Origin of the sequence: Phenylobacterium sp., from assembly GCF_030679875.1 — a bacterium.
Taxonomy (GTDB): Bacteria; Pseudomonadota; Alphaproteobacteria; order Caulobacterales; family Caulobacteraceae; genus Phenylobacterium.
In genome coordinates this window covers 14,106-39,957 of the sequence record NZ_JAUXSP010000032.1, presented here as the reverse complement: position 1 = coordinate 39,957, position 25,852 = coordinate 14,106, and the positions used below count along the sequence as shown (strand labels likewise).

Here is a 25,852-nt window from a genome sequence, read left to right as displayed (position 1 = left end):
CGCCGGGGGGCGACCCGTTCCCGAGCATCGTCGGGTCATCGATGGCGAGGGAGCCCCGCCGGGATCGAAAACGCAGCGCCATGCACTCCGTCCAACTCGAACCTTCAGACCGGAAGCCGGTCCGGCGCGGATCGTCAGGGTATGATCCCTTCGAATCGCATCGCAATTATGATGCTAGCCTGGTTAACCAGGCCTGAAGTGCGACGTTTTCGACAAGATGTGGGGTGTTCGGATGAGTGTCTTTAATTTGGGCGAGGTGGCTCCGGATCTGCCGCCAGAGGGTGAATACTGGATTGCTCCCACCGCCGCCGTCATGGGGAATGTAATCCTCAAGACGAACGCCTCGGTGTGGTTTGGCGCCACCCTTCGTGGCGACAATGACCCGATCATCATTGGCGAAAATTCAAATATTCAGGACGGTTCTGTTCTTCACACCGATTCAGGGTCGCCCCTGACGATTGGCCGCGATGTCACCGTCGGCCATCTGGTCATGCTGCATGGCTGCACCATCGGCGACAACAGCCTGGTGGGCATCGGCTCGATCATCCTCAATGGGGCGAAGATCGGGAAGAACTGCCTGATCGGCGCCAACTGCCTGATCACCGAGGGCAAGGAGATCCCTGACAACAGCCTGGTCATGGGCGCGCCGGGCAAGGTGGTGCGCGAGGTCTCCGACGGCCAGGCGCGGATCCTCACCGCCTCGGCCCACCACTATGTGGAGAACTGGAAGCGCTATCACCGGGAGCTTGTCCGGACCGCTTGAGAAGGCGCGGCCTAGAAGACCCGCAGGATCATCGACTGGCTGGCGGTGGCCATCAGCTGCCCATCCTGGGCGAAGAGCGCCATGCTCCCATGGCCAAACCCGCCGTGTACGCCATCGATCGCGATGTCGCAGAGCACCCAGTCGGTGGGGACGATCCGGCGGTAGCGGATGGTGTTGTCCAGGCTGTTGCCGCCGGCGTTCATCTGCAAGGCGTTGCCCAGGGCGCCGGGCACGAAGTCGGCCACGATGGCCAGGAAGGTGGAGTCGATGGGCAGGCCTTCGCGCGACCGGATCCACAGCAGCAGGCGGCCATCATCGGCGGGGGTGCCGGCGGTGGCGCCGCCATAGCGGCCCTTGGCGACGCGGACCTCGATCCGGCTGTGCAGGTCATCACCGCCGCCCCGCCAGTGATCGGCCTCCACGCAGTCCTCCGGCGCCGGCGCCGATGGCGCCTGGACCCACTGGGTGGAATGCTCGCTCTCCCGGGCGCCAAGCGCGGCGTTGACCGTGAAGATCTCCTTGTCCCCCACATGCCCGATCACCCGGGCCTGGCTATTGTACTTGCCCGAGGCCGGCACCCAGACGTCCAGATCCACGATGCTGGGCGGCCGGGCATAGGAGAGATACTGGGCCGTCGCCCAGATGGCTGGCCGGCCACAGGTGCGTTCCAGGGCTGCAATCGCCGCGGCCATGCCGACCCCGCCAAACATGAACAGGTTGTCCGGTGGTCCCACGCAGACCGTGGGGCTCAGCGGCAGCAGCCAGCGGTGCGGGTTGTGGGTCGCTTGCAGATTGAAGAACAGGGACGGGCTCATCGGGGTCGCTCACAGCCGCAGGTGGGGCGCGGAACCTGTCCCAGGCCGTCGGGAAGCTCAACCGGAACCTTTGTCTTTGCCCGACTTTCTGGCCCCCGCGGGTTCAGACTGGGGGATCCCTCGGCAGGACCGCCAGTAGTCGGTCCACGTCGTTCATGTCGTTGAACACCGCCAGCGACACCCGGAAGCGGTTCTGTGACAGGCCCAGGCGGATATTGGCGCCGTTCAGCCGCTCGGCCAGCTTGGCCCGGGCGTCCTTGAGGGCAAAGGCGATCAGGGGGGTGCGGCTGTCCAGCGGCGTCAGCGGGGCGTAACCCCGGCCGCGCAGCTCGTTCTGGACGGCGTCGACCATGGGCTGGCGCCAGGCCTGGATGGCCTCGACTCCGACCTGGTTCAGCCAGGCCAGCGACCAGTTCAGCTGCACGACCCCGGTCCAGGGCGCGGCGCCCATGGCGAACAGGCCTGCCGCCCCATCAATGGCCTCGTAGTCCGCCACCGTGTCGCCGGGCGTGTCGTGCGGATAGACATGGGTCTGGAACTTGGCGAGCTGGTGGTAGCCCCACCAGGGCCGGCGCAGCTTCGCCTGCACCTCGCGGCGCACGTAGAAGAAGGCCAGGCCAAAATCCCCCATCAGCCACTTGTATGAGGCGCTGGCGGCGAAATCGACGCCCGCCGCGCGCAGGTCAATCGGCGTGGTCCCGGCGCCGTGGATGATGTCGGCGAACACATAGGCCCCGTGAGCATGGGCGAGATCGCAGACCGCCTTCAGGTCATGCTCGAAACCATTCACCGTCGAGACGTGGCTGATCGCCACCAGCCTGGTCTTGTCATCAATGGCCTGAGCCATCTTGGCCATGTCGATCCTGCCATCGGCCTCCATGGGCAGGGTGACCACATCCATCCCGGCCCGGCCCATTTCCCCATAGGTGTAGAAGGAGCCGAAGAAGTGCAGGGCGTCGATGACGATGCGACCGCCGGCCTGCGGCAGGCCCAGCGCCAGCAGAGCCAGGTTCTCGCCCATGGTGGTCGACTGGACGATGCAGAGTTCGTCGGGCGCGGCGCCGACCAGGGTCCCGAAGGCGGCGATCATCTCCGCCTCCTGGGCGCCGACTCTCATGGGCCGGGCTGACCCGTCGAGGGCCTTCTCGCGCAGATAGGCCTCCACCGCGCTCTTGGCGCCCAGCGGCATGGGGTGGGTGGCGCCGGCATCCAGATAGGTCAGGGCCATGTCGGCGAATTCGGCCTTGGCCGGCAGTTGCGGTGGCGCGAGCGCCTGACCCGCGGCGTCCTGGGCGATGGCCGCCACGCTTGGTCCGGCGGCTGCGGCGGCGATCAGGCTGCGGCGTGTGAGCATGTCATCCCCTGAACTCGGCCCGGCGCCCGGGCCAGGGCAGGGTAGGGCTGTGGCCCGACATTATCTTGTCCAACTCGCCGCCACCTGGCCCGTCGCGCGGCTAAACTAGTCGCCCGGCCGGTCAGCGGACGGGCCTGACCTTCAGCGGCACAGCGGTGGTGTTCTTGGAATCGGCCAGGGTGACGATGGAGCGGACATCCACCACCCCAGGGAGCTTGAGGATCGTGGAGAAGACGAAGTCCTGGTACCAGTTCACGTCCGGGGCCAGAATTTTCAACATGGCGTCCATCTCCCCAAAGACCGTGTAGCACTCCAGGATCTCGGGGATGTTCTCGATCGCCCGGTGAAAGTGGGCCCGTTCTTCGTCGCTCAGCGTGGTCATTTTCACCTGGGCGAAGATCTGCATGGTGAAGCCCAGCTTGTGCCGGTCCACCAGGGCCACCGTCCCCTTGATGTACCCGTCTTCCTTCAGCCGCTGGATGCGACGCCAGCAGGGCGACTGCGAAAGACCCACGCGCTCAGCCAGGTCCGCCGTCGACAGAGAGGCGTCCCGCTGCAGGATCTCCAGGATCTTGACGTCGATGGCGTCCAGTGGGCTGGGCATATCTTATGCTCCGTTCGGCGGGCATGCGCATAGCGGATGCCGAACAGGCAAGAGTCAAGATCGTCGGCCTCAGACTTCGGATCATACCCCGTAACGCCCGCTGCGCACGCGCTCACACAGGCGCTCACACAGCCGAGAGGCGGCGGGGGCACGGAACCGGTCGGCGAGTTCAGAACTAACCTGTCGGTCAAGCGCGCCGCGCGGCAGATGAGATCGCCCTATGTCCACAATGATCGCCTCACCGGGCGCCTTCAAGGCCGACCCCGCCTTCCTGCGGGGCTTGGGACGCGCCTTCGCCGGAGCGCTGATCTTCGCCCTGCCGATGCTGATGACCATGGAGATGTGGCAGCTCGGCTTCTACATGGACCCGCTGCGTCTGGCCCTGCTGTTGGGCCTGACCATCCCGACTCTGGTCGGACTCTCGCGCTTCGGGGGCATGCGGCCCACCGCGCGTCTGCGCGACGACGTGGCCGACGCCCTGGTGGTGCTTCTGGTCGCCGCCCTGGCCGCCATCGTCACCCTTTACATCTTTGGCATTCTCACCCCGGGCATGTCGGTCCGTGAAGTCGTTGGAAAGATCGCCCTGCAGACCGTACCGGGCAGCTTCGGGGCCATGCTGGCCCGCAGCCAGTTGGGTGATGAGCCGGAAAGCAAGCGCGACCGGGATACGCCGACCTATTGGGGGGAGCTGTTCCTCATGGGGGCCGGCGCGCTCTTCCTCGCCTTCAACATGGCGCCGACCGAGGAGATGGTCCTGATCGCCTACAAGATGTCGGCCTGGCAGGCGGTCGCCTTGGCCCTGGTGTCCCTGGGACTGATGCACGCCTTCGTCTACGCGCTCAACTTTCGGGGCGGCTCGGCCCGGCCACAGGACATTCCGGCCTGGAGCATCTTCGCCCGCTTCAGCCTGGTGGGCTACGCCATCGTCCTGAGCGTCAGCCTGTTCACCCTCTGGGTTTTCAGCCGCACGGACGGCGCGGGGCTTCAGGAGATGGTCAGCGCCAGCATTGTCCTCGGCTTTCCCGGGGCCATCGGCGCGGCTGCAGCGAGGCTGCTGCTATGACCCCCGCCAGCGACAACCAGAGCAAGCCCCCGGTTGGACCCCAACCGGCCCTGGAGAGCACCTCGCCCCTGGAGTGGCTGATCGCCGCCCTCGGCGGCCTGCTGGTCGCCGCGGCCCTGGTCTATATGGTGGTCTTCGCGATCATGGAGCCAGAGCGCCCGCCTGCGGTGACCCTGTCAGTCAACGCGATCAGCACGACTCCGGGCGGATATCTCGTATCGTTCACGGCGGCCAATGCGGGCGGGGCCACGGCGGCGGGCCTGCAGGTCAGTGGCGAGCTTCTCCAGGGCGAGGCGGTGGTCGAGACCAGCACCTCAACCATCGACTACCTGCCCCAGCATTCGGAGCGTCGGGGCGGGTTGTTCTTCTCGGCCAACCCGGCAGATCACGAGCTCAGCCTTCGCGCCCACGGCTATTCCGAGCCCTAGCGCTTCATGTCGCCGATTGAATTGGACCGGGATAGGCCAGCACGGCCGGGTCGGCCGAAAACAGCGTGATGTTCTCGACTGCGGCTTGAGCCACAAGAATTCGGTCAAACGGGTCCCGGTGCAGGTCGGGCAATCTGGAAACCGCCGCAGCGTGCGCCCCCGTGATGACCACCTCCTCGTAGCCATTTTCCAGTAGCTCGCGGCGGAAGACGCCGGCGTCGAGCTTGAATTGCGGCTTTCCGAGCGAACTCTTGATGGCGATTTCCCAGATGCTCGCGGCGCTGAAGAAGAGGCTGTTGTCGGGGTCGCAGATCAAGGCCGTGGCGCGAGGGGAGAGCCCGCGTCCTGCCGCAGCCCAAAGCAGCAGGTGGGTGTCGAGCAACAGTTTCATGAGGCGCCGAGGAACAGCCCTGCGATCTCCTCGCGGCCCAGCTCGTCAAAGTCGTCTGGTACGCTGATCCGCCCTTTCATGAAGCCAATCGGCGACTTCAGCCCATCGGTCGCCGATATCGCCGTGACCCGCACCAGCGGCTTGCCAGCCTTGGCGATGATAAAGGACTCGCCCTGTACGGCGCCCTCGATGAGCCTTGAGAGATGGGTCTTGGCTTCATGAATGTTGACGGTCGGCACAGGTCACCTCACAGACTTAGTCTATCAAACTTAGTCTAGATGAGTGGCGCTGCCAAGGGATCGGTGGCGCGCCCGGGTTGCGCGCGCGCCAGGCGTCTATTCCGAGCCCTGAGCGGCCTGTCGGATGAAGGCGCGGACATCGGTGGCCAGCGCCTGGGCGCTGTCGGCGCCGAGATAGGGCATATGGCCTGAAGGATAGGCCTTCATCGTCACGCGACCCGGCGGCAGGTCGGCCTGATTGAGGGCGTACTCGGCCGCGCCGACCGTGGTCACCAGGTCATAGTGCCCGGCCGCCACGAACAGCCGCATGGACGGATTGCGCCGCAGGGCCTGGGCCAGCTCGGCCGCCGCGTCGCGGCCGCGGGGCCCGCCCGGGCCGTAGTCCCATTTCGAATTCACCTGGGCGAAGGCGATGGGGATGTAGGGCGTCTCCATGCGCACCTTCAGCTCACGGGCCATGTAGGTGCTCATCGCGCCGACAAAGGCCGGGGTGTACTGGCCCATGGCCGGATCATCGGCCACCGGGTCGGCGCCCGCCGCCTTCAGGGGCAGGACATAGCGACTGTCATAGGCCCCGACCTGGAGGCCCTTGTCCTTCAAAAGCTCCCGGGAAAAGGCGCTGAGGCTGATCCGCAGGCGATGGGTCAGCCAGGTCTGCGCCGGTAGGCCGGTGAGGGCGCCAAGCTGTTCGGCCAGCGTCTGTTGGTCCGCAGCCGGCAGGGCGTTTCCGAGATAGAGGGCGCGCATATAGGGGCCAGACGCCAGGCTTCGCGCCGCCTCGACGGCCGCGTCCAGGCTGCGCCCTTGCCGCAGTTCGGGGCGGTGATACCAGGCGGTGGCGGCCATGGCGGCGAGATTGGCGCCATGGAGGTGGTCGCCCCCGGGCCCGCCCATGGATGGACCCAGCACCAGCACGCCGTTCAGGGTGATGGCGCCAAGCTCTCCGGACGGCGAGGTTGGCCCGCCCATCAGGGTTGTGGCCAGGGCTGCGGCCCGGGTGGTCCCATAGCTCTCGCCCATGACGAACTTCGGCGAGTTCCAGCGGTCGTTCCGGCTCAGCCACTCGGAAATGAACTTGGCCACCGCCAGGGCGTCCTGGTTGACCCCGTAATAGTCTTCGGTCCGGCCCTCGGGCAGCACCCGGCTATAGCCCGTGCCCGGCGGGTCGATGAAGACGAGGTCGGCGACGTCCAGGAGGGCGTTGGGATTATCCTTCAGGGCGAAGGGCGGGACGGTGGGCGGATTGACCTCGTCAGCGAAGTCCACCTGCCTGGGACCGGCCATGCCAAGGTGCAGCCAGACCGAGGACGACCCCGGACCACCGTTGAAGATGAAGACCACCGGCCGGTTCGGCTGGGCTGCCTTCTCCACATAGCTGAAGGAAAACAGGGTCGCGGCGGCGACGCCCTTGGCGTCTTGCAGCACCGTCTCGCTGGCGGTGGCCTCGTAGGTGAGCGCGCGGCCGCCAAAGACGCCGGCATGCTGCGTCACGAAGCGCTTGGCCGAGGCTTCGGCCTGGCTCGTGGCCGGGTTGGCGCTGAGCAGGGCGGCGGCGAAGAGGGCGGCCAGCAGGCGGACGGCGACCCTCATGGGGCGGCCGTCACAAAGGCGCGGACATCAGCCATCATCTGCGCCAGGCTCGCCTCCACCGAATAGGCCATGTGCCCGCCCTGATAGCTTCGGGCGCTGGCCCGGTCCTTCGGCCAGCCGGCCAGGGCCAGGCCATAGTCCATGGCTCCGGTGGTGGTCTGGGTGTCCTGATGTCCGTTGGCCATGAGGACCCGGAAGGTCGGGTTCAGCGCAAACACTTCGCTGACCGGACGCATGAAGGGATAGTCGGTGAAGGGCGAGGCCGCGCCTTCGGCGTAGCGCCAGCCCGCGGTGACAGGGCTGCGGGTGCTGTAGTCGCCGATATCCCCCACCTTGAGGGTGTCGCGGGCATAGACCTCGAAGGCTGAGATCAGGGCCTCAGGCAGGACCCGGGAGGGATCGACCGCCCGTTGGCCGGGCTGCGCCGAAGGTCCCGTATAGCGGGCGTCGGCCATGCCCAGGGTGAGGCCCTGGTCCTTGAGCAGCTCGACCCGGTATCGCTCCTTGGTGATGCGCAGATTGTTCTCGACATAGAAGGCCGCCGGGATGCCGCTATAGGCCTCCAGCTTCCTGGCGACGGCCTCGCGGGTTGCAGGGTCGATATCGTCACCCTGGGCCAGGGCGGTCAGGTATTCTGTGCGGGCGAACAGCCGCATCTCATCCATCCAGGCCTCGAAGTCCTGGCCCTTCAGATCGGCCTTGCCGTGCCACCAGGCGGTGGCCGCGAGCGTCGGCAGGGAGACCACATAGCTGATGATGTTCTGCGGTCGCTGGACGTACTCAACGATGTTCATCGCCTGGCCCATGAACACCGCGCCCTGGAGATTCTGGTCCTGCGGCAGCTTCTGAATCTGGGCGGCCGCGACGGCGGCCCGGATGGTGCCGTAGCTCTCGCCGAACAGGTATTTGGGTGAGGCCTCGCGGCCATGGGCCTTCGACCAGGCGACCACGAAATCGGTCAGCTGGCGGGCGTCGGCCTCCACCGAGAAGTAGGTCTGCGGGTCCACCCCCTCGGCGAACCGGCTGAAACCGGTGCCGGCGGGGTCGAAGAAGACCAGATCGGCCACATCGAGGATCGTGTAGGGGTTGTCGACGATCTGGAAGCTGGCGGGATCGGCGCCGAGATCGTCGGGCACGGCCAGGCGTTTGGGCCCGAATGCGCCCATGTGCAGATAGGGTGAGGGCGAGATCGGCCCGCCGTTGAAGACGAACATGACCGGGCGCCCTGGCCCGGCCAGCGGACCGGTCGCCACATAGGCGGTGGTCACCAGGCGCACGCCGGGACCGCCCCCTTGGCCGGGCAGGTCGATGGCCTCGACGCGGGCCTGGTAGGACACCCGCTTGCCGTTGAACACGCCCCGGTGCTGGGTCACCACGGGGGTGTCCAGGGTGACGGGGGCCAGCGGCGGCGGCGGGGCGGGTTGGGCGTGTGCGGCGCCCAGGCTCAGGGCCAGGCACGCGCAGATCTGCGCCAGTCCCCGTCCGATGGTGGTCATGCCCTGATCCTCCCCGTTGTCGCGACAGCCTAGCGCCGGACCCTGGGATTATCTTGCCGTTGTCGCCGGGGCCTCCGAGGCGCCTTGGATAGGCTATGCGGCGAGGCTCAGCGGAAGGTGCGATGGCGCAGGGGGACCGCCGTCGTCGACTTGGACTCTGAGAGGGTCACGATGGAGCGGACATCGACCACGCCCGGCAGCTTCAGGATCGTGGAGAAGATGAAGTCCTGGTACCAGTTCACGTCGGGCGCCAGCACCTTCATCATGCAGTCCATCTCCCCGAAGACGGCGTAGCATTCCAGGATCTCAGGAATGTCGTGGATGGCCTTGAAGAAGCCCTCCCGCTCCTGATCGGTGAGGGTGGTCATCTTCACCTGGGCGAAGACCTGCAACTTGAAGCCCAGCAACTGGCGATCAACGATGGCGACGGTGGCCTTGATGTAGCCCTCGTCCTTCAGGCGCTGGATGCGCCGCCAGCAGGGAGACTGTGACAGGCCCACACGCTCGGCCATCTCGGCGGTCGAGAGGGAGGCGTCCCTCTGCATCAGGTCGAGAATCTTGAGGTCGATCGCGTCCAAAGCTGACGGCATATCTTATGTCTCCCCATCTCACCCCGAGCATAGCGGATGCGGAGAGCGGCCCTGTCAAGGAACACAAAGGCAAGAAAAACCAAGGCTCGTAACTAGGATCAGTTCCTGGGCGCCTGCCGCTTTTTGGCGGGTAGAGGAGTGCGGGCCATGGGGATCAGGCCTTGAGTTCAGGGGTTGCGTGGCCGAGCCTCGCCACCGGAGGCGGCATTAGCTCAGGCCTGGAGGGTGGCTACACCGCCTGGGTCCGGGAAGTGCTGCGCGCGGTGGCGGCCGAACCTCGGGCCGCGGTGTTGTTTGACTCCACGATCAAGGAGCCGACCGAGCTTCTCGCCCGCGTCGTCGGCGAGGCCTTTCGCGACGGGATCACCGATCGCTACGAGAGCACCTTCGCCGGCGGCAACCGCTACGTCGCCGCCGCTGTGGCTGAGCGCTACGGCGTAGAGGCCGACCAGGTCATCTGCACCACTGGCGCCACCAGCGCCATGGCCATGGCCGTGTCGGCCTTTGTGAAGCCCGGGGACCATGTGATCGTCGAGGCTCCGGCCTTCGATCTGCTTCCGGCGCTGGCTCATGAGGCTCAGGCTAAGGTGACGCCCCTGCCGCGCCGCGCCCCGGACTTCGCCATCGATGTCGAGGCGTTGAGCGCCATGGTGCGCCGCGACACCCGGCTCATCATGCTGACTCAGGTGCACAACCCGTCAGGCGCCGTGCTGGATGTCGAGACCCTGCGCGCCATCGGTGAGATCGCAGCGAAGGTCGGCGCGCGGGTGCTGATCGATGAGGTCTATGCCGATTTCGCCGACGAAGGGTCGGCGGTGCGCGTTTCGGAGGTCTTTGTCAGCGCGGGCAGCCTGACCAAGGTTCAGGGCCTCTTCGCGCTGAAATGCGGCTGGGCGGTGGGCTCCGCAGCCAACATCGCCACCATCCAGGCCGCCAACCCCCAAGGCGATCAGGGGGTTTCAAAACTGGCCCATGCCATTGGCGCCCTGGTGCTGGAGAACATGGCGCCTTTCGAGGCCCACTGGCGCGGCGTGCTGTCGGCTGCGCGCCCGGTGCTTGGCGCCCATGCCCAGCGGATGATCGACGATGGCCTGATCCTGGGCGCGCCGCCGCCCTATGGCTGCATGTACTTTCCGCAGGTGGTCGGGGTCGACGACACCTTGGAGTTGGCGTCCTGGCTGTGGACGACCGAGCAGATTGTCGTGGCCCCTGGCGAGTTCTTCGGACAGCCCGGCCACGTCCGCATCGGGTTCGGTGGCGACGCCGCAGCCCTGGACGACGGGCTTGGCCGCCTGCATGACGCGCTGCTTCGCCGTCGGCGGCCGGGGTGACCCAGCAGATGACGCTTGGCTTGAATGCGACAGTCTGTCTCCGGCCCGACGTCGCATTGCGCATGCGAAGGGCGCCGCCGGGCTGCATAAACGATTTGCGACAGGCCGGTGACGCCCGGGCTTTCGAAAAGAAAAACCGGCGTTGGCTCACTAGTCTGAGTTTGACTGCAATCGCTGGCCTCAGGCCAAGGCGACCGCACCCAGCACACAGAAGATGGGGCGCGCCGGTTTGAGGGGCTTGGGGTTTTGGGGGCCGCTTCGGCCAATGGGGGATGCAATGAACGACCAATCGATCCGCGGGCGCCTGCTCGCCACCACCATGCTGGGCGCCGCCATGGCCGCCGCCCTGACCGCCGCGCCTGCCGCGGCGCAGTCGAGCGACGAGACGCAGCTCCAGGAGATCGTCGTCACCGGCTCGCGGATCCGTCGCGTCGATCTCGATACGGCCGCGCCGGTCCTGACCGTGGACCAGCAGTCCTTCACCGACCGAGGGGTGGTGCAGGTCGGCGATCTGATGAACCAGATCAGTTCAAACATCCCCAACTATCCGATCGCCGCGGGCTCCGGCACGGCGGCGGGCGCGGGCCAGCAGTTCCCCAACCTCTTTGGCCTTGGCCCTGGCCGTACCCTGACCCTGGTCAATGGCCGGCGCTTTGTGGCCTCGTCCAACGGTCTGGCCGGCTCGTCGGTGGACACCAACATGATCCCGCTCGGCTTGCTGGACCGGGTTGAGGTGGTCCAGGGCGGCGGTGCGGCGGTCTATGGCTCCGACGCCATCGCCGGCGTGATCAACTATGTGCTGAAGACCAATTTCGAAGGGATCGAACTCGACGCTCAGACGGGCATCTCATCGCGCAGCGACTACCCGGTTCACAGCCTGCGCGGGACCTTCGGCAAAAACTTCATGGATGAACGGGGCAATGTGGCCCTGAACCTGGAATGGTCGCAGAACGACTCCCTGCTCGACTATGATCGTCCGCGCAGCAATCTGGGCCGGCTCACGGTGGCCAACTCGGCCAATACCTCGAGCACAGACGGCATCCCCTCGGTCAAGGAGATCTTTGACGCCCGCTTCTGGGAGTTCAATCCCAATGGCGTCATCTTCACGACCCCTGCGCCCGTGCCGATGTTCCTGCTCGGCCAACAGTTCACCTCGGCCGGCGGAATCGCGGCCTACAACCCCGGCTCGATCCAGGGCGTGCCTTTCGCCAGTGGCGGCGAGGGCCTGACCTACCGGGAGCTGGCCGCCCTGCGCACGGGTGTGGAGCGGTTCAGCGCCAACGCCATCGGCCACTTTGACCTCACCGACCGCGTCCGCCTGACCGGCGAACTGCTCTATGGCCGCACCGAGGGGACCGATCCCTATGCGGCCCAGGCGAACAACACCGTGCTCAACAATGCCGCCTCGGGCGCCGGCGTCATCGCCTTCAACCGCAACAATCCCTTCCTCTCCCCGGCCACGGTGGCACAGCTCACCGCGCTGCGTCCGGCCTTCGGGGCCGGTGCGCCGCTGTTCCTGTCCAAGTGGTTCGATGATCTGCTGCCGACCCGCGAAGGCAGCCAGGTCACCGAAAGTTACCGGGTCCTGGCCGGCCTGGAAGGCGACTTCGACGCCGCTGAGCGGAACTTCTACTGGAGCGTGACCGCCAGCCGCGGCGTCACTGATGGTCGCCAGGAGGCCTGGGGCGTCGACACCGCGCGCTTCAACAATGCGATCAACGCCGTGCGAAATGGGGCGGGGACCATCGTCTGCGCCATCAACGCCGACGCCACCACCGCCAATGACGACGCCGCCTGCGCGCCGATCAATCCGTTTGGCGATGGCAATGTCTCGCCCGAGGCCCGGGCCTACGCCACGGTCCAGACCGGTCAGGAATTCTACAACGTCCAGGACAACTTCCTGGCGACGATCGGCGGGGACCTGTTCAACCTGCCGGCGGGCCCCGCCAAGTTCTCCCTGGCCTACGAATATCGTCGCGAGAGCGCCAAGTTCGTGCCGCTCGAGGCCTTGCAGCGCGGTCTTGTCGGCTCGCGGGTCCCAACCGTCGCCACCCGCGGCGAATACGACACCAACGAGTATTCGGCGGAACTGCTGATCCCCATCATCGGCGGGGACGTGACGCTGCCCTTCGCCCAGTCGGTGGACTTCGAAGGCGCCTTCCGACGGGTCAAGAACTCCCTGGCCGGCAGCGAGGACGTCTGGGGCGCCGGCCTGCGCTGGGAGGTCTTCGAGGGCCTGACCCTGCGCGGCTCCCGCAGCCGCAACTTCCGCGCCCCGACCCTGGAACAACTCTTGGCCCCCTCCCGGACGGCCCTGGCGAGCATAGGCCAGGACCCCTGTGACGCCGATCGCATCAGCGCCGGCCCGGCGCCGGCCACGCGCCTGGCCAACTGCCAGGCTCTGTTCGCCGCCAATCCGAGCTATGGCCCCCTGTCGATCTTCCAGAATCCGGCGGAGAATTTCGCCGCGGCCCTCGTCACCACGGGCGGCAACCCCGACCTGCGCAACGAGATTTCCGACACCACGACCTATGGCTTCATCTTCCAGCCGACCTTTGCGCCGGGACTGACCATCTCGGTCGACCGCATCGAGGTGGATCTGACCGACGGTCTGTCGCCGTTCACGCCGCAGAACTTCATGGAGACCTGCTACGACTCCAGCCCGCAGCCGGCCGACATCTGCAGCCGCTTCACCCGCGACGCCACCGGCGCCACGGCGACGGCCCAGACGACCACCTTCAATGCGGGTGAGGTCATCTTCCGCGGCGAGACCTATTTCGCTGGCTACACCTTCGCGCCGGGTCGCTTCTTCGGCGACGCGGACTGGGGCGATCTCGACCTGTCGATCGAGGCCACCCACACGGCCAAGCACGAGACCTCGGTCACCGGCTTCGACCGCAGCCGACTGGATGGCGCCGTCGCCAACCCCGATTGGACAACGCGCTTTGACGCCCGCCATGTGCGTGGGCCGGTGCGCCTGACCTATTCGATGATCTATCTGCCCGAGGTGAAGGCCACCCCGACGGCCACCATCGAGAACAACCCCAATCCCATCGTCGAGCGCAACATCCGCCACAGCGTCTCGGGGCAGTACGATTTCGGCAAGTACAGGGTGCGCGCCGGGGTGATCAATCTGACGGACGAAGAGCCGTCCTATCCGACCCGCAACTATGGCGACATCCTGGGCCGCCAGTACTATGTCGGCCTGAACGCCCGCTTCTAAGGGGCGGACCAGACAAGGCGCCGGGCCTTTCAGGCTCGGCGTTCTGCGGGGGCGGCGCGGTGGCCCCACCATCGCCCGCCTCCGACCCCACCGGCCAGGGAGGCTCGCCGCATGGCCGCGCAGGCCGCCGATCCCGTCGTCTTCGACGCCGCCGCCGTTCGACGCGGTCTTTCCTATGACGCCGCGATCCCGGTCGTCCGCGAGGCGATGATCGCCCTGTCCGACGGTCGCGTCCGCCAGCACCTGCGCAGCTTCATTGGCCTGGGGGAGGGCCGCACCTTCGCCATCATGCCTGCTGCAATGTCGGCCGAGGGCGTCTTCGGCGCCAAGCTGGTCAGCGTCTTCCATGACGGGGCTGGCCGCAAAGCCCATGAAGGCCTCGTGGTGATCTTCGACGGCGCCACCGGCGCGCCCGTCTGCCTGGCCGACGCCGCCGAGGTCACGGCCATCCGCACCGCCGCGGCCAGCGCCGTAGCAACCGCCGCCCTGGCCGCGCCCGGCGCCCGCAGCCTCGCCATTCTGGGCCTGGGCAAACAGGCGCTCGCTCACCTGGAGGCGCTTCGCCTCGTGACGTCGCTCGACGATATCCGGGTCTGGGGTCGGGACGCTGGGCGCGCGCGAACCTTCGCCGAACACCATGGCCTGCGCGCCTGTGAAACCGTGGCGCAGGCGGTGGAGGGCGCGGAGATCATCTGCACCGTGACCGGGGCGGTCGATCCGATCCTTGCGGGGCGCTGGGTCGCCCCTGGCGCCCACGTCAACGCCGTTGGGTCCAGCGGTCCTGGCCAGGCTGAGATCGACACCGACCTGGTGACCCGCGCCCGTTTCATCGTCGACCACCGCGAGCACGTCTTGGCCCACGGGGGCGAGTTCCTGCGTTCGGGTCTCCCCCCAGATCACATCGCCGCAGAGATCGGCGAGGTGTTGGCCGGCGCAAAGCCTGGCCGCACGGCGCCTGACCAGATCACCGTCTATAAGTCCCTGGGACATGCGGCCCAGGACCTGGCCGTCACAGACTGGCTCTATCGCCAGAAGGACACGCGACCATGAGCGAGCCCTCGCCGCCCGGCGCCGATACGACGGGGATGCTGCACAGGGGGGTCGACCTCTGGGCGGTCATCTCGCTGGGCCTGGGCACGGCCGTCGGCGTCGCCATCTTCTCGGTGATCGCGCCGGCCACGGCGCTGGCGGGCCCAGGCATGCTGCTGGCGGTGCTGATCGCGGCGGTCCCCATGTTCGTGATCGCCGTCACCTACGCCTTCATGGGGTCAGCCCTGCCGACCTCCGGGGCGTCTTTCGAATGGTCCCGGCGGTTCGTCAGCCCGTTCGCCGGTTTCATGATCGCCTGGCTGAGGATCGTCTCCAACCTCGGCGCCATCCTCGTCCTGGCCCTGGTGCTGATCCGCTATCTGAACATGGTGGTTCCGATCCCCACCAAGCCGGCCATGTTCGTGGTCTTCGTCATCTTCTGGGCGGTGAACATGATCGGCGTCGGCCTGGCGGGACGCCTGCAGGTGCTGATGATCGCCGCCATGGTCGGGCTGTTCGCCGTCTTCGCCGCCTGGGGCGCGCCGTCGATCACGCCGCAGGCCTATGAGCCTCTGTTGCCCCAGGGCTGGGCGGGTGTCTTCGCCGCCATTCCGCTGCTGATCGGCCTCTTCTTCGGACTCGAATCCTCGACTGAAATCGGCGACGAGGTGAAGGACGCCCGCCGGGTGATCCCGCTTGGCCTGGCCCTCTCGATCCTCGCCGCCGTCGCGCTCTATCTGATGGTGGCCGGCGTAACGGTGGGCGTGCTGGGGGCCAGCGCCCTGGGGACCAGCGACACGCCCCTGCTGGACGCCGCCGAGGTCTTCATGGGACCGCTCGCCAAGCCGCTCATCGTCACCGCCGCGGTCGTCGCCATCGGCACCTCGATCAACTCCCTGTTCCTGGGCTTTTCCCGCAATCTCTTCGCCATGGCCCGGGCGGGCATGCTGCCCAAGGCGCTCATGAAGGTGCATCCGCGCACGGGCGCCCCCTATGTCGCCCTGAGCGTCATCCTGGTCGGGGCGACGCTTGGCCTGGCCGCGCCGATGAACCTGACGGCGCTGTTCCTGGCGGTGAACATACCGACCCTGCTCAAGTATGCCGGGGTTAGCTTGTCGGCCGCAGTCGTGGCCCGCCAGCATCCCGAGATCTACGAGGCGGCCACCTTCCGGCTGTCGAAGCGGGCGACCGTCTTCTGGGCCTATGCCGGCGCGGTCATGGCCCTGATCGTCGCCCTGCTGGGCCTGAGCGCCGACTGGACGCCCTATGCGGCGCTGGCCGTCTGGGCCGCCCTGGGAACCGGCTACTACCTCGCCTTCCTCCGCAAGCGCGAGGCTGGCTGATGCGGGTGATCGGCCAGGACGAGGTCCGTGCGCGCCTGACCTATGAGGTCGCCATCCCCATCGTGCGACAAGCCATGATCGCCCTTTCCCGGGGCGAGACCCGCCAGTTGCTGCGCAGCATCATCCCGCTGGCGGAGGGGCGCATGTTCGGGGTCATGCCCGGAGCTCTGGGGACGCGGGCCTGCTTCGGCGCCAAGCTGGTCAGTGTCTTTCCCGAGAACTTCGCCCTGGGGCGCCAGTCGCACCAGGGCGTGGTGGTGCTGTTTGATGGAGAGAGCGGGGCGCCCATCTGCGTCGCCCATGCCGGAGAGATTACGGCCATCCGCACGGCGGCGGCCAGCGCCGTGGCCACCGACGCCCTGGCCCGGCCTGAGGCCCATCGACTGGCGATCCTCGGCTATGGTGAACAGGCCAGGACCCATCTGCGGGCCATCTCTCAGGTGCGACAGTTGAACGATATCCGGGTCTGGGGGCGCGACTATGCCCGGGCGCAAGCCTTCGCTGCGGAGATGTCCGCAGAGACCGGTCTGGCCGTGCGCCCCTTCGCAGGTGCGCGAGCCGCGGTTGAAGCCGCCGACATCATCTGCACCCTCACCAGTTCGAAGACGCCCGTCCTTCACGGCGCCTGGGTCGGCGCCGGCGCCCACGTCAATCTGGTGGGGTCGAGCTATGCCGGCCCCGTCGAGGTGGACCACGACCTGGTGGTCCGCGCCCGGCTGATCGCTGACAGCCGCGAGGGCGTGCTGGCCCAGGGCGCAGAGGTCCTGGCCGCCAAGGCTGCAGGCCTCATCGATGACAGTCATGTGGTCGGCGAGATCGGCGAGGCGCTCGACGGACGCCTGACCGGCCGCCAGTCCCCTGACCAGATCACCGTCTACAAGTCCCTGGGACATATCGTTCAGGACCTGGCCAGCGCCCAGGCCCTGATGGAGCTCTAGACGCCTCGCATGAACGCCAAGTCCCTGATCCTCGCCGCCGCGCTCTCCCTGGGCGCTTCGCACGCACTGGCCGCCGACCCTGCGGCGCTCAATGTTCGCATCGCGCCCGGTCAGATGGATGAGGCCCGTGGCCTGGGTCATGTGGACATCACCCTGACGCTGTCGGACGTCGACGCCGCGGCGGGCGAAGTCCTGGTCAGCCTGCCCATCGTCATCGCCAATACCGAGACGGTGGCCGAACACCTGATCGGGCTGACCGCCCGGGACGATCAGGGGAGCCTTCCCCTGCAGGTGCGGGATGATCCCGAGGCCCTGGTCTATTCGCGCCACTGGCTGGCCGGCCGCCCCGTCAGCGGCGACCTGGTGGTCAGCTACCGCGCCCCCATCGACAACACCCCCCCGAGGCGGGGATCAGGGCCGCCCTATCAGCTTCGCACCGAGGGCGGCGGCTTCTCGGCCGTGGGCAACACCTTCATCCTGACGCCGCCCGACGGCCGCGACTATCAGGTCTCCATCGACTGGGATCTGAGCGCCATGGGGCCCGGCGCCAACGCCACCTCAAGCTGGGGGGAGGGGGACGCGGCCCTGCCAGGCGTCGGATCGGCCGACCGTCTGTGGTCGGGGGTCTTCATGGCCGGACCGATGAAGCGCTATCCCGCAGAGCCACAAAACAATGGCTTTTCCGCCGCCTGGCTGGGGGAGCCGCCCTTTGATCCGGCGCCGCTCATGGCCTGGACCGAGACCCTTCATACCTGGATGAGCGACTTCTTCCGGGAGACCGAGGCGCCCCCCTATCGGGTCTTCCTGCGGTTCAACCCGATCAACGCCGGCGGCGGGGCTGCGCTCACCAACTCCTTCCTGACCACCTACGGCCAGGCCACCACGGCGGAGAGCATCAAAGGCACCCTGGCCCACGAGATGATCCACACCTGGACATCCCTGGGCCCTGGCCAGTGGTACTCGGAGGGCAATGCGGTCTTCTATCAGGCGCAGCTGCCCTGGCGGGCGGGCCTGCTCTCCACCGAGGACTATCTGCAGGACATCAACGACACCGCCCGGCGCTACTACACCAACGCCCTGAACGACACGCCGAACGACCAGATCGCCGCCCGTTTCTGGGAGGACACCCGGGTCCGCACCCTGCCTTACGACCGCGGCGGCCTGTACTTCGCGGTGCTGAACGATCGCATTCGAAAGGCTTCCGGCGGCGAGCGATCGGTGGATGGCCTGATCCTGGCCATGATCGCACGGCGTCGGGGCGGTCTGCCGGTGACTGAGGCCGACTGGCAGGACCTTGTGGTCGCGGAGCTGGGAGAGGCCGGCGGCCAGATCACCGCCGACATGCTGGCAGGCGGTCTGATGCTGCCGGAATCCGACGCATTTGGCCCCTGTTTTGCACGCATAACCCGCCCTTTTCGTCGCTTTGAGCTGGGGTTTGAACCGACGTCCCTGGTGGGCCATGTCAAAACCATCTCCGGGCTGATCCCCGGGTCAGAGGCGGAAAAGGCCGGTCTTCGCGAGGGCGATGTGGTGACCTATGCGGTGGCGATGGACTCCGTGCAGGGCGATCCCGAACGGACCCTGACCCTGCAGGTGACCCGGGAGGGCGCGACCTTTCCCGTCACCTATCTCCCGCGCGGAGAATGGGTCGACGCCTACCAGTGGGCCCGCAGGGCTGGGGTTCCCGAGTCCACCTGCCGTCCGTGAGACGGTGGCGCCAAGGGCTTCGACCTTGGCGCAGGCGACCTCTATGCTTACCTGCGCAGGCTAGCCGCCGAAGGCGCTGGCCAAGGCATCACTGAGAGGTCGATCATGAAATCCCACCTACTGGCCGCCGTCGCGGCGATTGTCCTGGCCTCCCCCGTCATGGCCCAGGCCCCGGCCATGCCCGGCCAGCCCGAAGCCGCCCGCGTCGTGGCCGGCAGCTACAAGGTCGACACCAACCACACCCAGGTGGTCTGGTCAGTGGACCATATGGGCTTCTCGACCCTCTACGGCATGGTCGGCGAGATGACCGGGACCCTGACCCTGGATCCCGCCAACCTGTCGGCCGCCAGCCTGTCGATCGACATTCCCCTGTCGGGCCTGACCGTGACCTCGCAGGGCTTCGCCAAGCACCTGGCCTCGGCCGACTTCTTCGAGGTGGAGACGTTCCCGAGCGCCAAGTTCGTCTCGACCTCGGTGGTCGCCGACGGCAATCAGGCGACCATCACCGGCGACCTCACCCTGCACGGCGTCACCAAGCCGGTGGTGCTGGAGGCTGAGCTGATGGGGGCCGGCGCCAATCCGATGAACAAGGCCCAGACCGTGGGCTTTACGGCCACGTCGACGCTCAAGCGCAGTGATTTCGGCCTGGGCTACGCCGCCCCCGTCGTCTCCGACGAGGTGGAGCTGAAGATCACCGCGGCCTTCGAACTGGCCGCTTCCTAGGGATACATCGCCTGGCTCCCTTTGCGAGGGAGCCAGGTCATCCGCCTACCGGGCCGGCGTCACCGGCGGCGGGGCCGCGAACGGCTTGACGTTCAGGTGGTCGTAGATCTCGGCCGGGTAGTAGACCACCCCGCCCACCATGGTCATGCGCACCTTGCGGATGTCGCTGATATTGGTGGTGGGATCGCCGTCCACCAGGATCAGGTCGGCGAGCTTGCCCCGGGCGATGGAGCCCAGCTCGTGATCGCGGCCGAAATAGCGCTCGGCGTCCAGGGTGGCCAGACGCAGGGTCTTGGCCGGTGAAATTCCCGCCATCACATAGACTTCCAGCTCCCGATGGACCGAGAAGCCCGTGCCGTCATCGGTGCCGGGCAGCAGCTGGACGTCATTGTCATCCAGCAATTTGAGCACCTCCAGCACCTTGGCGAAGCCGGCCTGATAGGCGGCGTCGGTGTCGTAGCGGCCTTCGCCCAGGGTCACGAAGGAGCGCTTGCGATAGCGCTGATAGGCCACCGGCACATGGTCGAAATAGGGGGCGTCGGCGGGATGGACCTGGCCCGAGCGGCTGAGCATCAGCCGCTCCAGGATCATGGCCGTGGTGTCCAGCGCCTTGCCGTTCTCGCGCATGTGACGGACCGTTGAGGCGACCCGCTCTGAGTTCAGGTCGAGGTCGCCGCCCCGGGCCATGCCGGTCAGGCGGAGCGGCGTGCGGGTGTCTTCCTCAGGACCCAGGATCCAGCCCAGCATCAGCTGATTGATGTGGGCGATATCGTCATAGCCATCCATCAGGACCCGGTCGGGGCTGGAAAAGGCCGGCACATGGCCAGTGACCCCCATGCCCAGACGACGCGCCTCGGCCGCCAGAGGGGCCACCCAGTCGGGGTTCATCGAGTTGTAGATCTTGATCTGCCAGTAGCCGCGCTCGGCGTACCAACGGACGTTTTCCAGACCCTCTTCCAGGGTCTCGGGGATGAAGCCGTGGCGGGCCGAATAGGGGCTGCGGCCTTCCAGGAAGCCATTGCGCACGATGCGTGGGCCGGCCAGCTCGCCGGTCTCCAGCCCCTCGACCATGCCCATCAGCCGGTCATTGTCATTGCCCTGGTCCCGCGTCCCGGTGACGCCGGCGGCCAGGTAGAAGAGGTTGGAGGAGAGCGAGGTATGGGAATGCATGTCATGCAGGCCCGGCATCAGGGTCCCGCCCTGACCATCGATCACCACCTGGCCTTCCGGCGCCGGAGCGTCGGTCTCAGGCTGGATGCTGGTGATCCGGTCGCGGAAAACGACGACGGTTGAAGGGCCGGTGCGCATCATGGTCTCCGGATCGAACACCCGGACATTGCGGATGCGCACAGGGGTGTCGAACCGGTGGGCGAGCTTGGCCTGGGCGGCCTTGGCCTGAGAAAGGGAGATCTCCTGGGCCAGGGCGCTGAGTTCTTCGAGGTGGCCTTCATAGCCCTCACGGATCAGGCCGCCGCCCAGTATGCCGAACATGTCGCCGCGCCCGTCGACCATCACATAGCTGGGGTTCAGGTCGACGCCGGACAGCTCATAGACGGTCAGCTTCACCGCCTTGGCGCCTTCGCCCAGGGTGATCTTGCGGACCTCCTGCAGGCGCATGGTCCCGGACGGCAGGGCCGGCAAGGTTTGGCCCGGCGCCTTGAGCAGGGCCTTGACGTATTGGCCGAGGATCCAGGGGCTGCCGTCATTGGGGACATAGAGGGTGGGGCCTGAGACCTGGGCCTGGCCCTCATCGGCCTGGCTGACCCATCGCGCCGTAGCGCCCTGACGGCTGAACTCTTCTTGTACTGGGCTGCCGAACAGGGAGGAGCCCTCGATGGTCCAGGTCACCGGCGCGCCGGATGCGTCCACCGTGATCTGCTCGCGGGCCTTGGGGCCCCGGCCATTGTTGTTGATGGCGAAGTCGATCGACGCGGTGCGGCCGTCCACCTCGGCGATCAGGTGGCCCACCTTTTCGCCGCCCGCCATGGCGACAAACCGGTGGGTCGCGGCCTCAGCGGCGCCAGCGAAGGCCATCAGGGCGGCCAGGAGGAGGGGGCGAACAAGCTTCATCTTGTAGTCCTACCAGTTGCGGCAGAGGTCGTCGGACGCGCCTGTCTGGCGCACCCATTCATAGCGTTCGACGGGGCCGTGGCCCGCGATCTCATAGGTCTTGTCACGGCGGGTGAAACAGGGACCAAAGGCGCCCCGATGGGGGGCGAAGGCCTCGCCGCGCAGGATGCGGGCCTCGAACTCATCCTTCGCCTGCGGCCCGATCTCGGCGCTGACCAGGGCGATCCAGGCGGCGTGGTCGAAGGTCTGGCCGGCTTGGCGGGCTTCGAACATGGGCCGCAGCACCGTGTCCAGGGTGCGGGTCCCGCCTGAGCGCTCGCGGATGCGCGCGTCGAGGTCGGCGAAATAGAAGGCGCCGCGGTGATAGGGGATGTGGCGGATGTCTCCATCGGCGAAGCCGACATCGACGATCGCCTGGGCGCTCATGTCCTGGGCCGCCAGGCCATAGAGGGCCTGGGCCGACCGGTTTATATGGCCCCCATAGGCCTCAACCGAATCCAGACCGCCGCGCAGCATCATCAGCCGTGTGTAGTGGGTGGTCAGGCCCTCGCTGAACCAGCTGGTGACCCCTTGCGGGCCCTCGACGCCGCCGACCCACATATGGACCATCTCGTGAACCAGGGTCTCCCGCGGGGAGGGCGCGGTCTCACCCGTCGTCAGGGCGCAGCGGGCGTACATGAAGGAGGCGCCGAGCGCCGTGCCGCCGCCGCAGGGCGCGCCGTCCACAAACCGCATGAAGACCCGATAGGGCGGAACGGGATCGAGGTAGCCGAAGGCCTCCCCCAGATAGGCGTAGGCGTCCGCCGCCCAGGCCATCTCAGCTGCGGCGTCAAAGGGCGCGCGGCCAAGCCAGGCGGCGTTGAAGCCTGCGCTGGCCCGGGCGCCCTCATAGTGTCCAAAGGGGCCGGCCATGTACCAGCCCTGCATCAAGCGCGACGGCGGACCTTCGATATCCACCCCGCCTTCGCCAAAGGTGGTGCGGGCGCCTGAACCGGCGGGCAGATCTGTGAGGTCCCAGATCAGCCGGGAGCGTGTCGTTTCCGCGCCCCTGGGCAGCAGAAGGAAGCCGGAGCCGGCGCCGCTTACGCCGCCGCCTGAGGCGCGCAGATCGAAGGGCGGGCCGCCCCGGCCGCCGGGGCTTCGGACCCGGGCCAGATAGGTGACTTCGATCTGGCCGGCGACAGGTCGCTCGGCCTTCCAGTGTCGGAAATGGGGAAAGCCGCCGGGATGAGGCGGGTCATCGGAGGTCGTGAACGGGATCGGGCCGGAGGCGTCGCGGGCTGAGATGATCTCGATGCGGTCGGCCACGCCCTCGACCCCGGCATAGGTGATCGGCGCCGTCAGGTCGAAGGTTGATCCCGCCGGCATGTCGAGCGTCCAGCGGACGTCCAGGGCGTCAACCTCTTGGTCGCCCCCGGTCAACGGCTTGAGCGTGATCTTGAAAGGTGCGGGTTCCGAGGCGCCGGCATCCGGGACGCCGGCGCCCATCATCAGGATCGCCAGGAGGGCGGCCGCTCCGAGGCGGCCCCAGGCGTGCAAGGTGTTCAACCGCCCCTCCGTTGCGCCGCGCGCGTCAGCCTCAGGTCCTGGTGAGTGACTGTAGCGGCAAGCCCCCGCATAGTGCTTGCGTTGTCCCCTTGAGCCCGGCGGCCGGCGCATAGTTCATGCGCTGCAACGCGGAGGTTTCGACAGGCTTCCGTCGATCTCCCCCTGATCGCCCGCACAACGAAATGCTTTTCTTCAGGCCAACGCATAGGCTGGTCCCAAGAGCGCGAGTTCTGGACATCAACCGAGGCGAGGCCTGCATGCTGCGACATCTCCTGGTCACCCTCGCGCTTGCGGCCAGCTTGGCCGGCGCAGCGCAGGCGCAGGCGCTGACGGCGCCTGCTGCGGCGATCACCCCCCACAGTGGGGTCTTCAATGGCCAGCCGGTGGCCTATCGGGCCGTCGTCGAGGCTTGGCGCGTCAGTCCCGGCGAGGGGGCGGCGAGCGGCCAGATCATCACCACCAGCTATATCCGTACCGATCCGCCCGCCAGCCGGCGGCCGGTGATCTTTTTGTTCAATGGCGGGCCCGGCGCCTCGACCACGCCCTTGCACTTCGGGGCCTTCGGACCCAAGCGGCGCATGGGGGAGGGGGCTGACCAGCAGATGGTCGACAATCCCGATAGCCTGCTGGACGCCGCCGACCTGGTGTTCATCGATCCGGTGGGTACCGGGTATAGCCGCCCGCTCACCGAGGGTGAGGGCCAGGCCTTCTGGACGCCGACCGGCGACGCCCTGTCGGTCAAGGCGGTGATCGCCGACTGGCTGAAGGTCCATGGTCGCGAGGCCTCGCCGCGCTACGTGCTCGGCCAGAGCTATGGCACGACCCGGGCGGCGCTGGTCGCCCATCATGGCGCGGATCTGAACCTGGACGGGGTGCTGCTGTTCGCCCTGGTGGCCCGGCCGCCGGGCTTTGAGATGCCCTATGTGACCACCTTGCCCAGCTTCGCCGCCAGCGCCTGGAGCCACGGTCGCATTCCCCGGGAGGGCCGCACCGCCCAGGACGTCTATGAGGCCGCCGTCAGCTTCGCGCGCACAGACTATGTGAGCGCCCTGATCGCCGGGGCCAGTCTGCCTGAAGGTGAGAAGCGCGCCGTGGCGCAGGCCATGTCGGACCTGATCGGCCTGCCGGCGGACCTGATCCTGGAGAAGGACCTGCGGCTCAGCCGCGCCGACTTCTATCTCAACCTGTTGAAGGACCAGGGCCTGCGCACCGGCCAGTTGGACGCCCGCGCCACCCGGCCCCTGGACGCGCCGGCCCAGCGGCCACCCTATGACGATCCCGGCCTGAATTATACGCCGCCGCGTCCTGCCGGCGAGGTCACGGGCCAGCTGCCCGCGTCCGCCGCCGGTCTGAGCGCGGTGGAGTCCTACTTCAAGGAGCATCTGGGCTTCGCCACGCCGGAGACCTACGAGTCCCTGAACCTGGAGGTCAACGCCGCGTGGCGATGGGGGCAGGGGGAGGATGAGGCCAATCAGCGTCTGGCCGAGGCCATGGCGGCCAATCCCAAGCTGCGGGTCTTCTGGGCGGCCGGCCTGTTTGACCTCAGCACGCCAGCCTATTCCGGTCGCTACATGCTCGATCAGGCCGGCGTGCCGGCCGACCGGCTCACCGCCGTCCTGTTCGCCAGCGGCCACTCGGTCTTTGTCGATCCCGAAGGGCTGACGGCGTTGAGCGCGGCGGTGCGGGACTTCGTCAGGCCCTGAGGACTGCGGCTTTGCGTCGTTTGGCTTGACGGACGCAGGGGCGCCCTGGGGAAGGTTCTTCCAAAGACGACGGGAGGACGCCATGGCCTACGAATTCATCGCAGTGGAGCGGGACGGACCGGTGACGGTGGTCACGCTGAACCGGCCAGAGGTGATGAACGCCCTGCATTCGCCGGCCCATCACGAGCTGCACGACGCCTTTGACGCCTTCGCCGCCGATCCCGACCAGTGGGTGGCGATTGTCACCGGAGCGGGCGAGCGCGCCTTTTCCGCCGGCAACGACCTCAAGCACCAGGCGACAGGCGGCGGCATGGGCCTGCCGGCCTCGGGTTTCGCCGGCCTCACCGAGCGGTTCGACCTGGCGAAACCTCTGATCGCGGCGGTCAATGGGGTGGCCATGGGCGGGGGCTTCGAGATCGCCCTGGCCTGCGACCTGATCATCGCCGCCGAGACCGCCACCTTCGCCCTGCCCGAGCCCCGGGTGGGCCTGGCCGCCCTGGCTGGCGGCCTGCACCGGCTGCCCCGCCAGATCGGCCAGAAGCAGGCCATGGGCATGATCCTCACCGGCCGGCGGGTGAGCGCCGCCGAGGGCCGCGAGCTGGGTTTCGTCAATGAGGTGGTTCCGGCCGCAGACCTGATGACTGCGGCCCGCCGCTGGGCCGCGCAGATCTGCGAACTGTCGCCCATGTCGATCCGGGCCTCCAAGGAGGCCGTGTTCAAGGGACTGGATGAGCCCACCCTGCAGGCGGCCATGGCCGCGCAGATGCGCTATCCGGCCATTTCAGCCATGCTGCGGTCCGAGGACTTCAAGGAAGGGCCGATGGCCTTCGCCCAGAAGCGTCCGCCGCAGTGGAAGGGCCGCTAGGCCCACAAGTTCAAGGTCGGGCGAAAGCTCAAATAAGAC

The 25,852-nt window shown here is 67.4% G+C and carries 22 protein-coding genes; 12 read left to right on the top strand and 10 right to left on the bottom strand.

Annotated elements, in window-relative coordinates:
• Positions 1–232 precede the first annotated feature (232 nt).
• Positions 233–763 carry a gamma carbonic anhydrase family protein gene (locus Q8K84_RS17145; RefSeq protein WP_305283970.1) on the top strand — a complete coding sequence of 177 codons (531 nt, stop codon included), beginning with the start codon at positions 233–235 and terminating at the stop codon, positions 761–763.
• An 11-nt stretch (positions 764–774) separates the two neighbouring features.
• Here Q8K84_RS17145 and Q8K84_RS17140 read toward each other — a convergent pair whose 3' ends face one another.
• From Q8K84_RS17140 to Q8K84_RS17130, 3 genes are all read right to left on the bottom strand, one after another.
• Positions 775–1,578 carry an acyl-CoA thioesterase II gene (locus Q8K84_RS17140; RefSeq protein ID WP_305283968.1) on the bottom strand — a complete coding sequence of 268 codons (804 nt, stop codon included), beginning with the start codon at positions 1,576–1,578 and terminating at the stop codon, positions 775–777.
• 103 nt (positions 1,579–1,681) lie between these two features.
• Complete coding sequence (locus Q8K84_RS17135) at positions 1,682–2,932, bottom strand: aminotransferase class V-fold PLP-dependent enzyme (RefSeq protein ID WP_305283967.1); 1,251 nt, start codon at positions 2,930–2,932, stop codon at positions 1,682–1,684.
• Positions 2,933–3,053: 121 nt separating this feature from the next.
• Positions 3,054–3,536 (bottom strand): Lrp/AsnC family transcriptional regulator, encoded by a 483-nt coding sequence (locus Q8K84_RS17130; protein WP_305283966.1) that lies wholly within the window; start codon positions 3,534–3,536, stop codon positions 3,054–3,056.
• A gap of 220 nt (positions 3,537–3,756) precedes the next feature.
• Between Q8K84_RS17130 and Q8K84_RS17125 the strand changes: the two genes are divergently transcribed.
• Together Q8K84_RS17125 and Q8K84_RS17120 are read left to right on the top strand one after the other, a co-directional pair.
• Positions 3,757–4,599: a TIGR02587 family membrane protein gene (locus Q8K84_RS17125; RefSeq protein WP_305283964.1), complete on the top strand. Its 843-nt coding sequence runs from the start codon at positions 3,757–3,759 to the stop codon at positions 4,597–4,599.
• Positions 4,596–5,027, top strand: a complete 432-nt coding sequence (locus Q8K84_RS17120; RefSeq protein ID WP_305283963.1) for a hypothetical protein — start codon at positions 4,596–4,598, stop codon at positions 5,025–5,027. Before Q8K84_RS17125 ends, Q8K84_RS17120 begins: the two co-directional genes overlap by 4 nt.
• Positions 5,028–5,031: 4 nt before the next feature.
• Here Q8K84_RS17120 and Q8K84_RS17115 read toward each other — a convergent pair whose 3' ends face one another.
• The 5 genes from Q8K84_RS17115 to Q8K84_RS17095 all read right to left on the bottom strand — a co-directional run bounded on the left by Q8K84_RS17115 (position 5,032) and on the right by Q8K84_RS17095 (position 9,333).
• Positions 5,032–5,418 carry a type II toxin-antitoxin system VapC family toxin gene (locus tag Q8K84_RS17115; RefSeq protein ID WP_305283962.1) on the bottom strand — a complete coding sequence of 129 codons (387 nt, stop codon included), beginning with the start codon at positions 5,416–5,418 and terminating at the stop codon, positions 5,032–5,034.
• Positions 5,415–5,657 (bottom strand): type II toxin-antitoxin system Phd/YefM family antitoxin, encoded by a 243-nt coding sequence (locus tag Q8K84_RS17110; RefSeq protein WP_305283961.1) that lies wholly within the window; start codon positions 5,655–5,657, stop codon positions 5,415–5,417. Before Q8K84_RS17110 ends, Q8K84_RS17115 begins: the two co-directional genes overlap by 4 nt.
• 96 nt (positions 5,658–5,753) lie before the next feature.
• Positions 5,754–7,247 carry a S10 family peptidase gene (locus Q8K84_RS17105; protein ID WP_305283960.1) on the bottom strand — a complete coding sequence of 498 codons (1,494 nt, stop codon included), beginning with the start codon at positions 7,245–7,247 and terminating at the stop codon, positions 5,754–5,756.
• Positions 7,244–8,743, bottom strand: a complete 1,500-nt coding sequence (locus Q8K84_RS17100) for a S10 family peptidase (RefSeq protein WP_305283959.1) — start codon at positions 8,741–8,743, stop codon at positions 7,244–7,246. The genes Q8K84_RS17105 and Q8K84_RS17100 overlap by 4 nt, the downstream gene beginning before the upstream one ends.
• A gap of 107 nt (positions 8,744–8,850) precedes the next feature.
• Positions 8,851–9,333 (bottom strand): Lrp/AsnC family transcriptional regulator, encoded by a 483-nt coding sequence (locus tag Q8K84_RS17095; protein WP_305283958.1) that lies wholly within the window; start codon positions 9,331–9,333, stop codon positions 8,851–8,853.
• 161 nt (positions 9,334–9,494) lie between these two features.
• On the opposite strand from Q8K84_RS17095, the gene Q8K84_RS17090 reads away from it, so the two are divergent.
• The 7 genes from Q8K84_RS17090 to Q8K84_RS17060 all read left to right on the top strand — a co-directional run bounded on the left by Q8K84_RS17090 (position 9,495) and on the right by Q8K84_RS17060 (position 19,627).
• On the top strand, positions 9,495–10,664 hold the full coding sequence (locus Q8K84_RS17090; protein ID WP_305283957.1) for a pyridoxal phosphate-dependent aminotransferase: 1,170 nt from the start codon (positions 9,495–9,497) through the stop codon (positions 10,662–10,664).
• A 277-nt stretch (positions 10,665–10,941) separates the two neighbouring features.
• The gene (locus Q8K84_RS17085) at positions 10,942–13,887 is read left to right on the top strand and encodes a TonB-dependent receptor domain-containing protein (RefSeq protein WP_305283956.1); all 2,946 of its coding nucleotides are present in this window, start codon (positions 10,942–10,944) and stop codon (positions 13,885–13,887) included.
• 111 nt (positions 13,888–13,998) lie between these two features.
• Positions 13,999–14,937: an ornithine cyclodeaminase family protein gene (locus tag Q8K84_RS17080; protein WP_305283955.1), complete on the top strand. Its 939-nt coding sequence runs from the start codon at positions 13,999–14,001 to the stop codon at positions 14,935–14,937.
• Positions 14,934–16,259 carry an APC family permease gene (locus Q8K84_RS17075; RefSeq protein WP_305283954.1) on the top strand — a complete coding sequence of 442 codons (1,326 nt, stop codon included), beginning with the start codon at positions 14,934–14,936 and terminating at the stop codon, positions 16,257–16,259. Before Q8K84_RS17080 ends, Q8K84_RS17075 begins: the two co-directional genes overlap by 4 nt.
• Positions 16,259–17,197, top strand: a complete 939-nt coding sequence (locus Q8K84_RS17070) for an ornithine cyclodeaminase family protein (protein ID WP_305283953.1) — start codon at positions 16,259–16,261, stop codon at positions 17,195–17,197. The genes Q8K84_RS17075 and Q8K84_RS17070 overlap by 1 nt, the downstream gene beginning before the upstream one ends.
• Positions 17,198–17,206: 9 nt before the next feature.
• The gene (locus tag Q8K84_RS17065; RefSeq protein WP_305283952.1) at positions 17,207–18,904 is read left to right on the top strand and encodes a hypothetical protein; all 1,698 of its coding nucleotides are present in this window, start codon (positions 17,207–17,209) and stop codon (positions 18,902–18,904) included.
• A 105-nt stretch (positions 18,905–19,009) separates the two neighbouring features.
• Positions 19,010–19,627 (top strand): YceI family protein, encoded by a 618-nt coding sequence (locus Q8K84_RS17060; RefSeq protein WP_305283951.1) that lies wholly within the window; start codon positions 19,010–19,012, stop codon positions 19,625–19,627.
• Positions 19,628–19,672: 45 nt separating this feature from the next.
• Here Q8K84_RS17060 and Q8K84_RS17055 read toward each other — a convergent pair whose 3' ends face one another.
• Together Q8K84_RS17055 and Q8K84_RS17050 are read right to left on the bottom strand one after the other, a co-directional pair.
• The gene (locus Q8K84_RS17055; RefSeq protein ID WP_305283950.1) at positions 19,673–21,697 is read right to left on the bottom strand and encodes an amidohydrolase family protein; all 2,025 of its coding nucleotides are present in this window, start codon (positions 21,695–21,697) and stop codon (positions 19,673–19,675) included.
• Positions 21,698–21,706: 9 nt separating this feature from the next.
• Positions 21,707–23,245 carry a hypothetical protein gene (locus Q8K84_RS17050; protein ID WP_305283949.1) on the bottom strand — a complete coding sequence of 513 codons (1,539 nt, stop codon included), beginning with the start codon at positions 23,243–23,245 and terminating at the stop codon, positions 21,707–21,709.
• 257 nt (positions 23,246–23,502) lie between these two features.
• Between Q8K84_RS17050 and Q8K84_RS17045 the strand changes: the two genes are divergently transcribed.
• Together Q8K84_RS17045 and Q8K84_RS17040 are read left to right on the top strand one after the other, a co-directional pair.
• Positions 23,503–24,948, top strand: a complete 1,446-nt coding sequence (locus Q8K84_RS17045) for a S10 family peptidase (RefSeq protein ID WP_305283948.1) — start codon at positions 23,503–23,505, stop codon at positions 24,946–24,948.
• 82 nt (positions 24,949–25,030) lie between these two features.
• On the top strand, positions 25,031–25,813 hold the full coding sequence (locus Q8K84_RS17040; protein ID WP_305283947.1) for an enoyl-CoA hydratase-related protein: 783 nt from the start codon (positions 25,031–25,033) through the stop codon (positions 25,811–25,813).
• The last annotated feature ends 39 nt before the right edge of the window (positions 25,814–25,852 follow it).

What these genes read in the sequence shown, in the direction of transcription:
- Q8K84_RS17080 (WP_305283955.1), top strand. Translation starts at nt 13,999, where the DNA reads ATGGCCGCGCAGGCCGCCGATCCCGTCGTCTTCGACGCCGCCGCCGTT.
- Q8K84_RS17145 (WP_305283970.1), top strand. Translation starts at nt 233, where the DNA reads ATGAGTGTCTTTAATTTGGGCGAGGTGGCTCCGGATCTGCCGCCAGAG.
- Q8K84_RS17075 (WP_305283954.1), top strand. Translation starts at nt 14,934, where the DNA reads ATGAGCGAGCCCTCGCCGCCCGGCGCCGATACGACGGGGATGCTGCAC.
- Q8K84_RS17055 (WP_305283950.1), bottom strand. Translation starts at nt 21,697, where the DNA reads ATGAAGCTTGTTCGCCCCCTCCTCCTGGCCGCCCTGATGGCCTTCGCT.
- Q8K84_RS17140 (WP_305283968.1), bottom strand. Translation starts at nt 1,578, where the DNA reads ATGAGCCCGTCCCTGTTCTTCAATCTGCAAGCGACCCACAACCCGCAC.
- Q8K84_RS17135 (WP_305283967.1), bottom strand. Translation starts at nt 2,932, where the DNA reads ATGCTCACACGCCGCAGCCTGATCGCCGCCGCAGCCGCCGGACCAAGC.
- Q8K84_RS17100 (WP_305283959.1), bottom strand. Translation starts at nt 8,743, where the DNA reads ATGACCACCATCGGACGGGGACTGGCGCAGATCTGCGCGTGCCTGGCC.
- Q8K84_RS17045 (WP_305283948.1), top strand. Translation starts at nt 23,503, where the DNA reads ATGCTGCGACATCTCCTGGTCACCCTCGCGCTTGCGGCCAGCTTGGCC.
- Q8K84_RS17065 (WP_305283952.1), top strand. Translation starts at nt 17,207, where the DNA reads ATGAACGCCAAGTCCCTGATCCTCGCCGCCGCGCTCTCCCTGGGCGCT.
- Q8K84_RS17125 (WP_305283964.1), top strand. Translation starts at nt 3,757, where the DNA reads ATGTCCACAATGATCGCCTCACCGGGCGCCTTCAAGGCCGACCCCGCC.
- Q8K84_RS17070 (WP_305283953.1), top strand. Translation starts at nt 16,259, where the DNA reads ATGCGGGTGATCGGCCAGGACGAGGTCCGTGCGCGCCTGACCTATGAG.
- Q8K84_RS17115 (WP_305283962.1), bottom strand. Translation starts at nt 5,418, where the DNA reads ATGAAACTGTTGCTCGACACCCACCTGCTGCTTTGGGCTGCGGCAGGA.
- Q8K84_RS17040 (WP_305283947.1), top strand. Translation starts at nt 25,031, where the DNA reads ATGGCCTACGAATTCATCGCAGTGGAGCGGGACGGACCGGTGACGGTG.
- Q8K84_RS17120 (WP_305283963.1), top strand. Translation starts at nt 4,596, where the DNA reads ATGACCCCCGCCAGCGACAACCAGAGCAAGCCCCCGGTTGGACCCCAA.
- Q8K84_RS17130 (WP_305283966.1), bottom strand. Translation starts at nt 3,536, where the DNA reads ATGCCCAGCCCACTGGACGCCATCGACGTCAAGATCCTGGAGATCCTG.
- Q8K84_RS17085 (WP_305283956.1), top strand. Translation starts at nt 10,942, where the DNA reads ATGAACGACCAATCGATCCGCGGGCGCCTGCTCGCCACCACCATGCTG.
- Q8K84_RS17105 (WP_305283960.1), bottom strand. Translation starts at nt 7,247, where the DNA reads ATGAGGGTCGCCGTCCGCCTGCTGGCCGCCCTCTTCGCCGCCGCCCTG.
- Q8K84_RS17095 (WP_305283958.1), bottom strand. Translation starts at nt 9,333, where the DNA reads ATGCCGTCAGCTTTGGACGCGATCGACCTCAAGATTCTCGACCTGATG.
- Q8K84_RS17060 (WP_305283951.1), top strand. Translation starts at nt 19,010, where the DNA reads ATGAAATCCCACCTACTGGCCGCCGTCGCGGCGATTGTCCTGGCCTCC.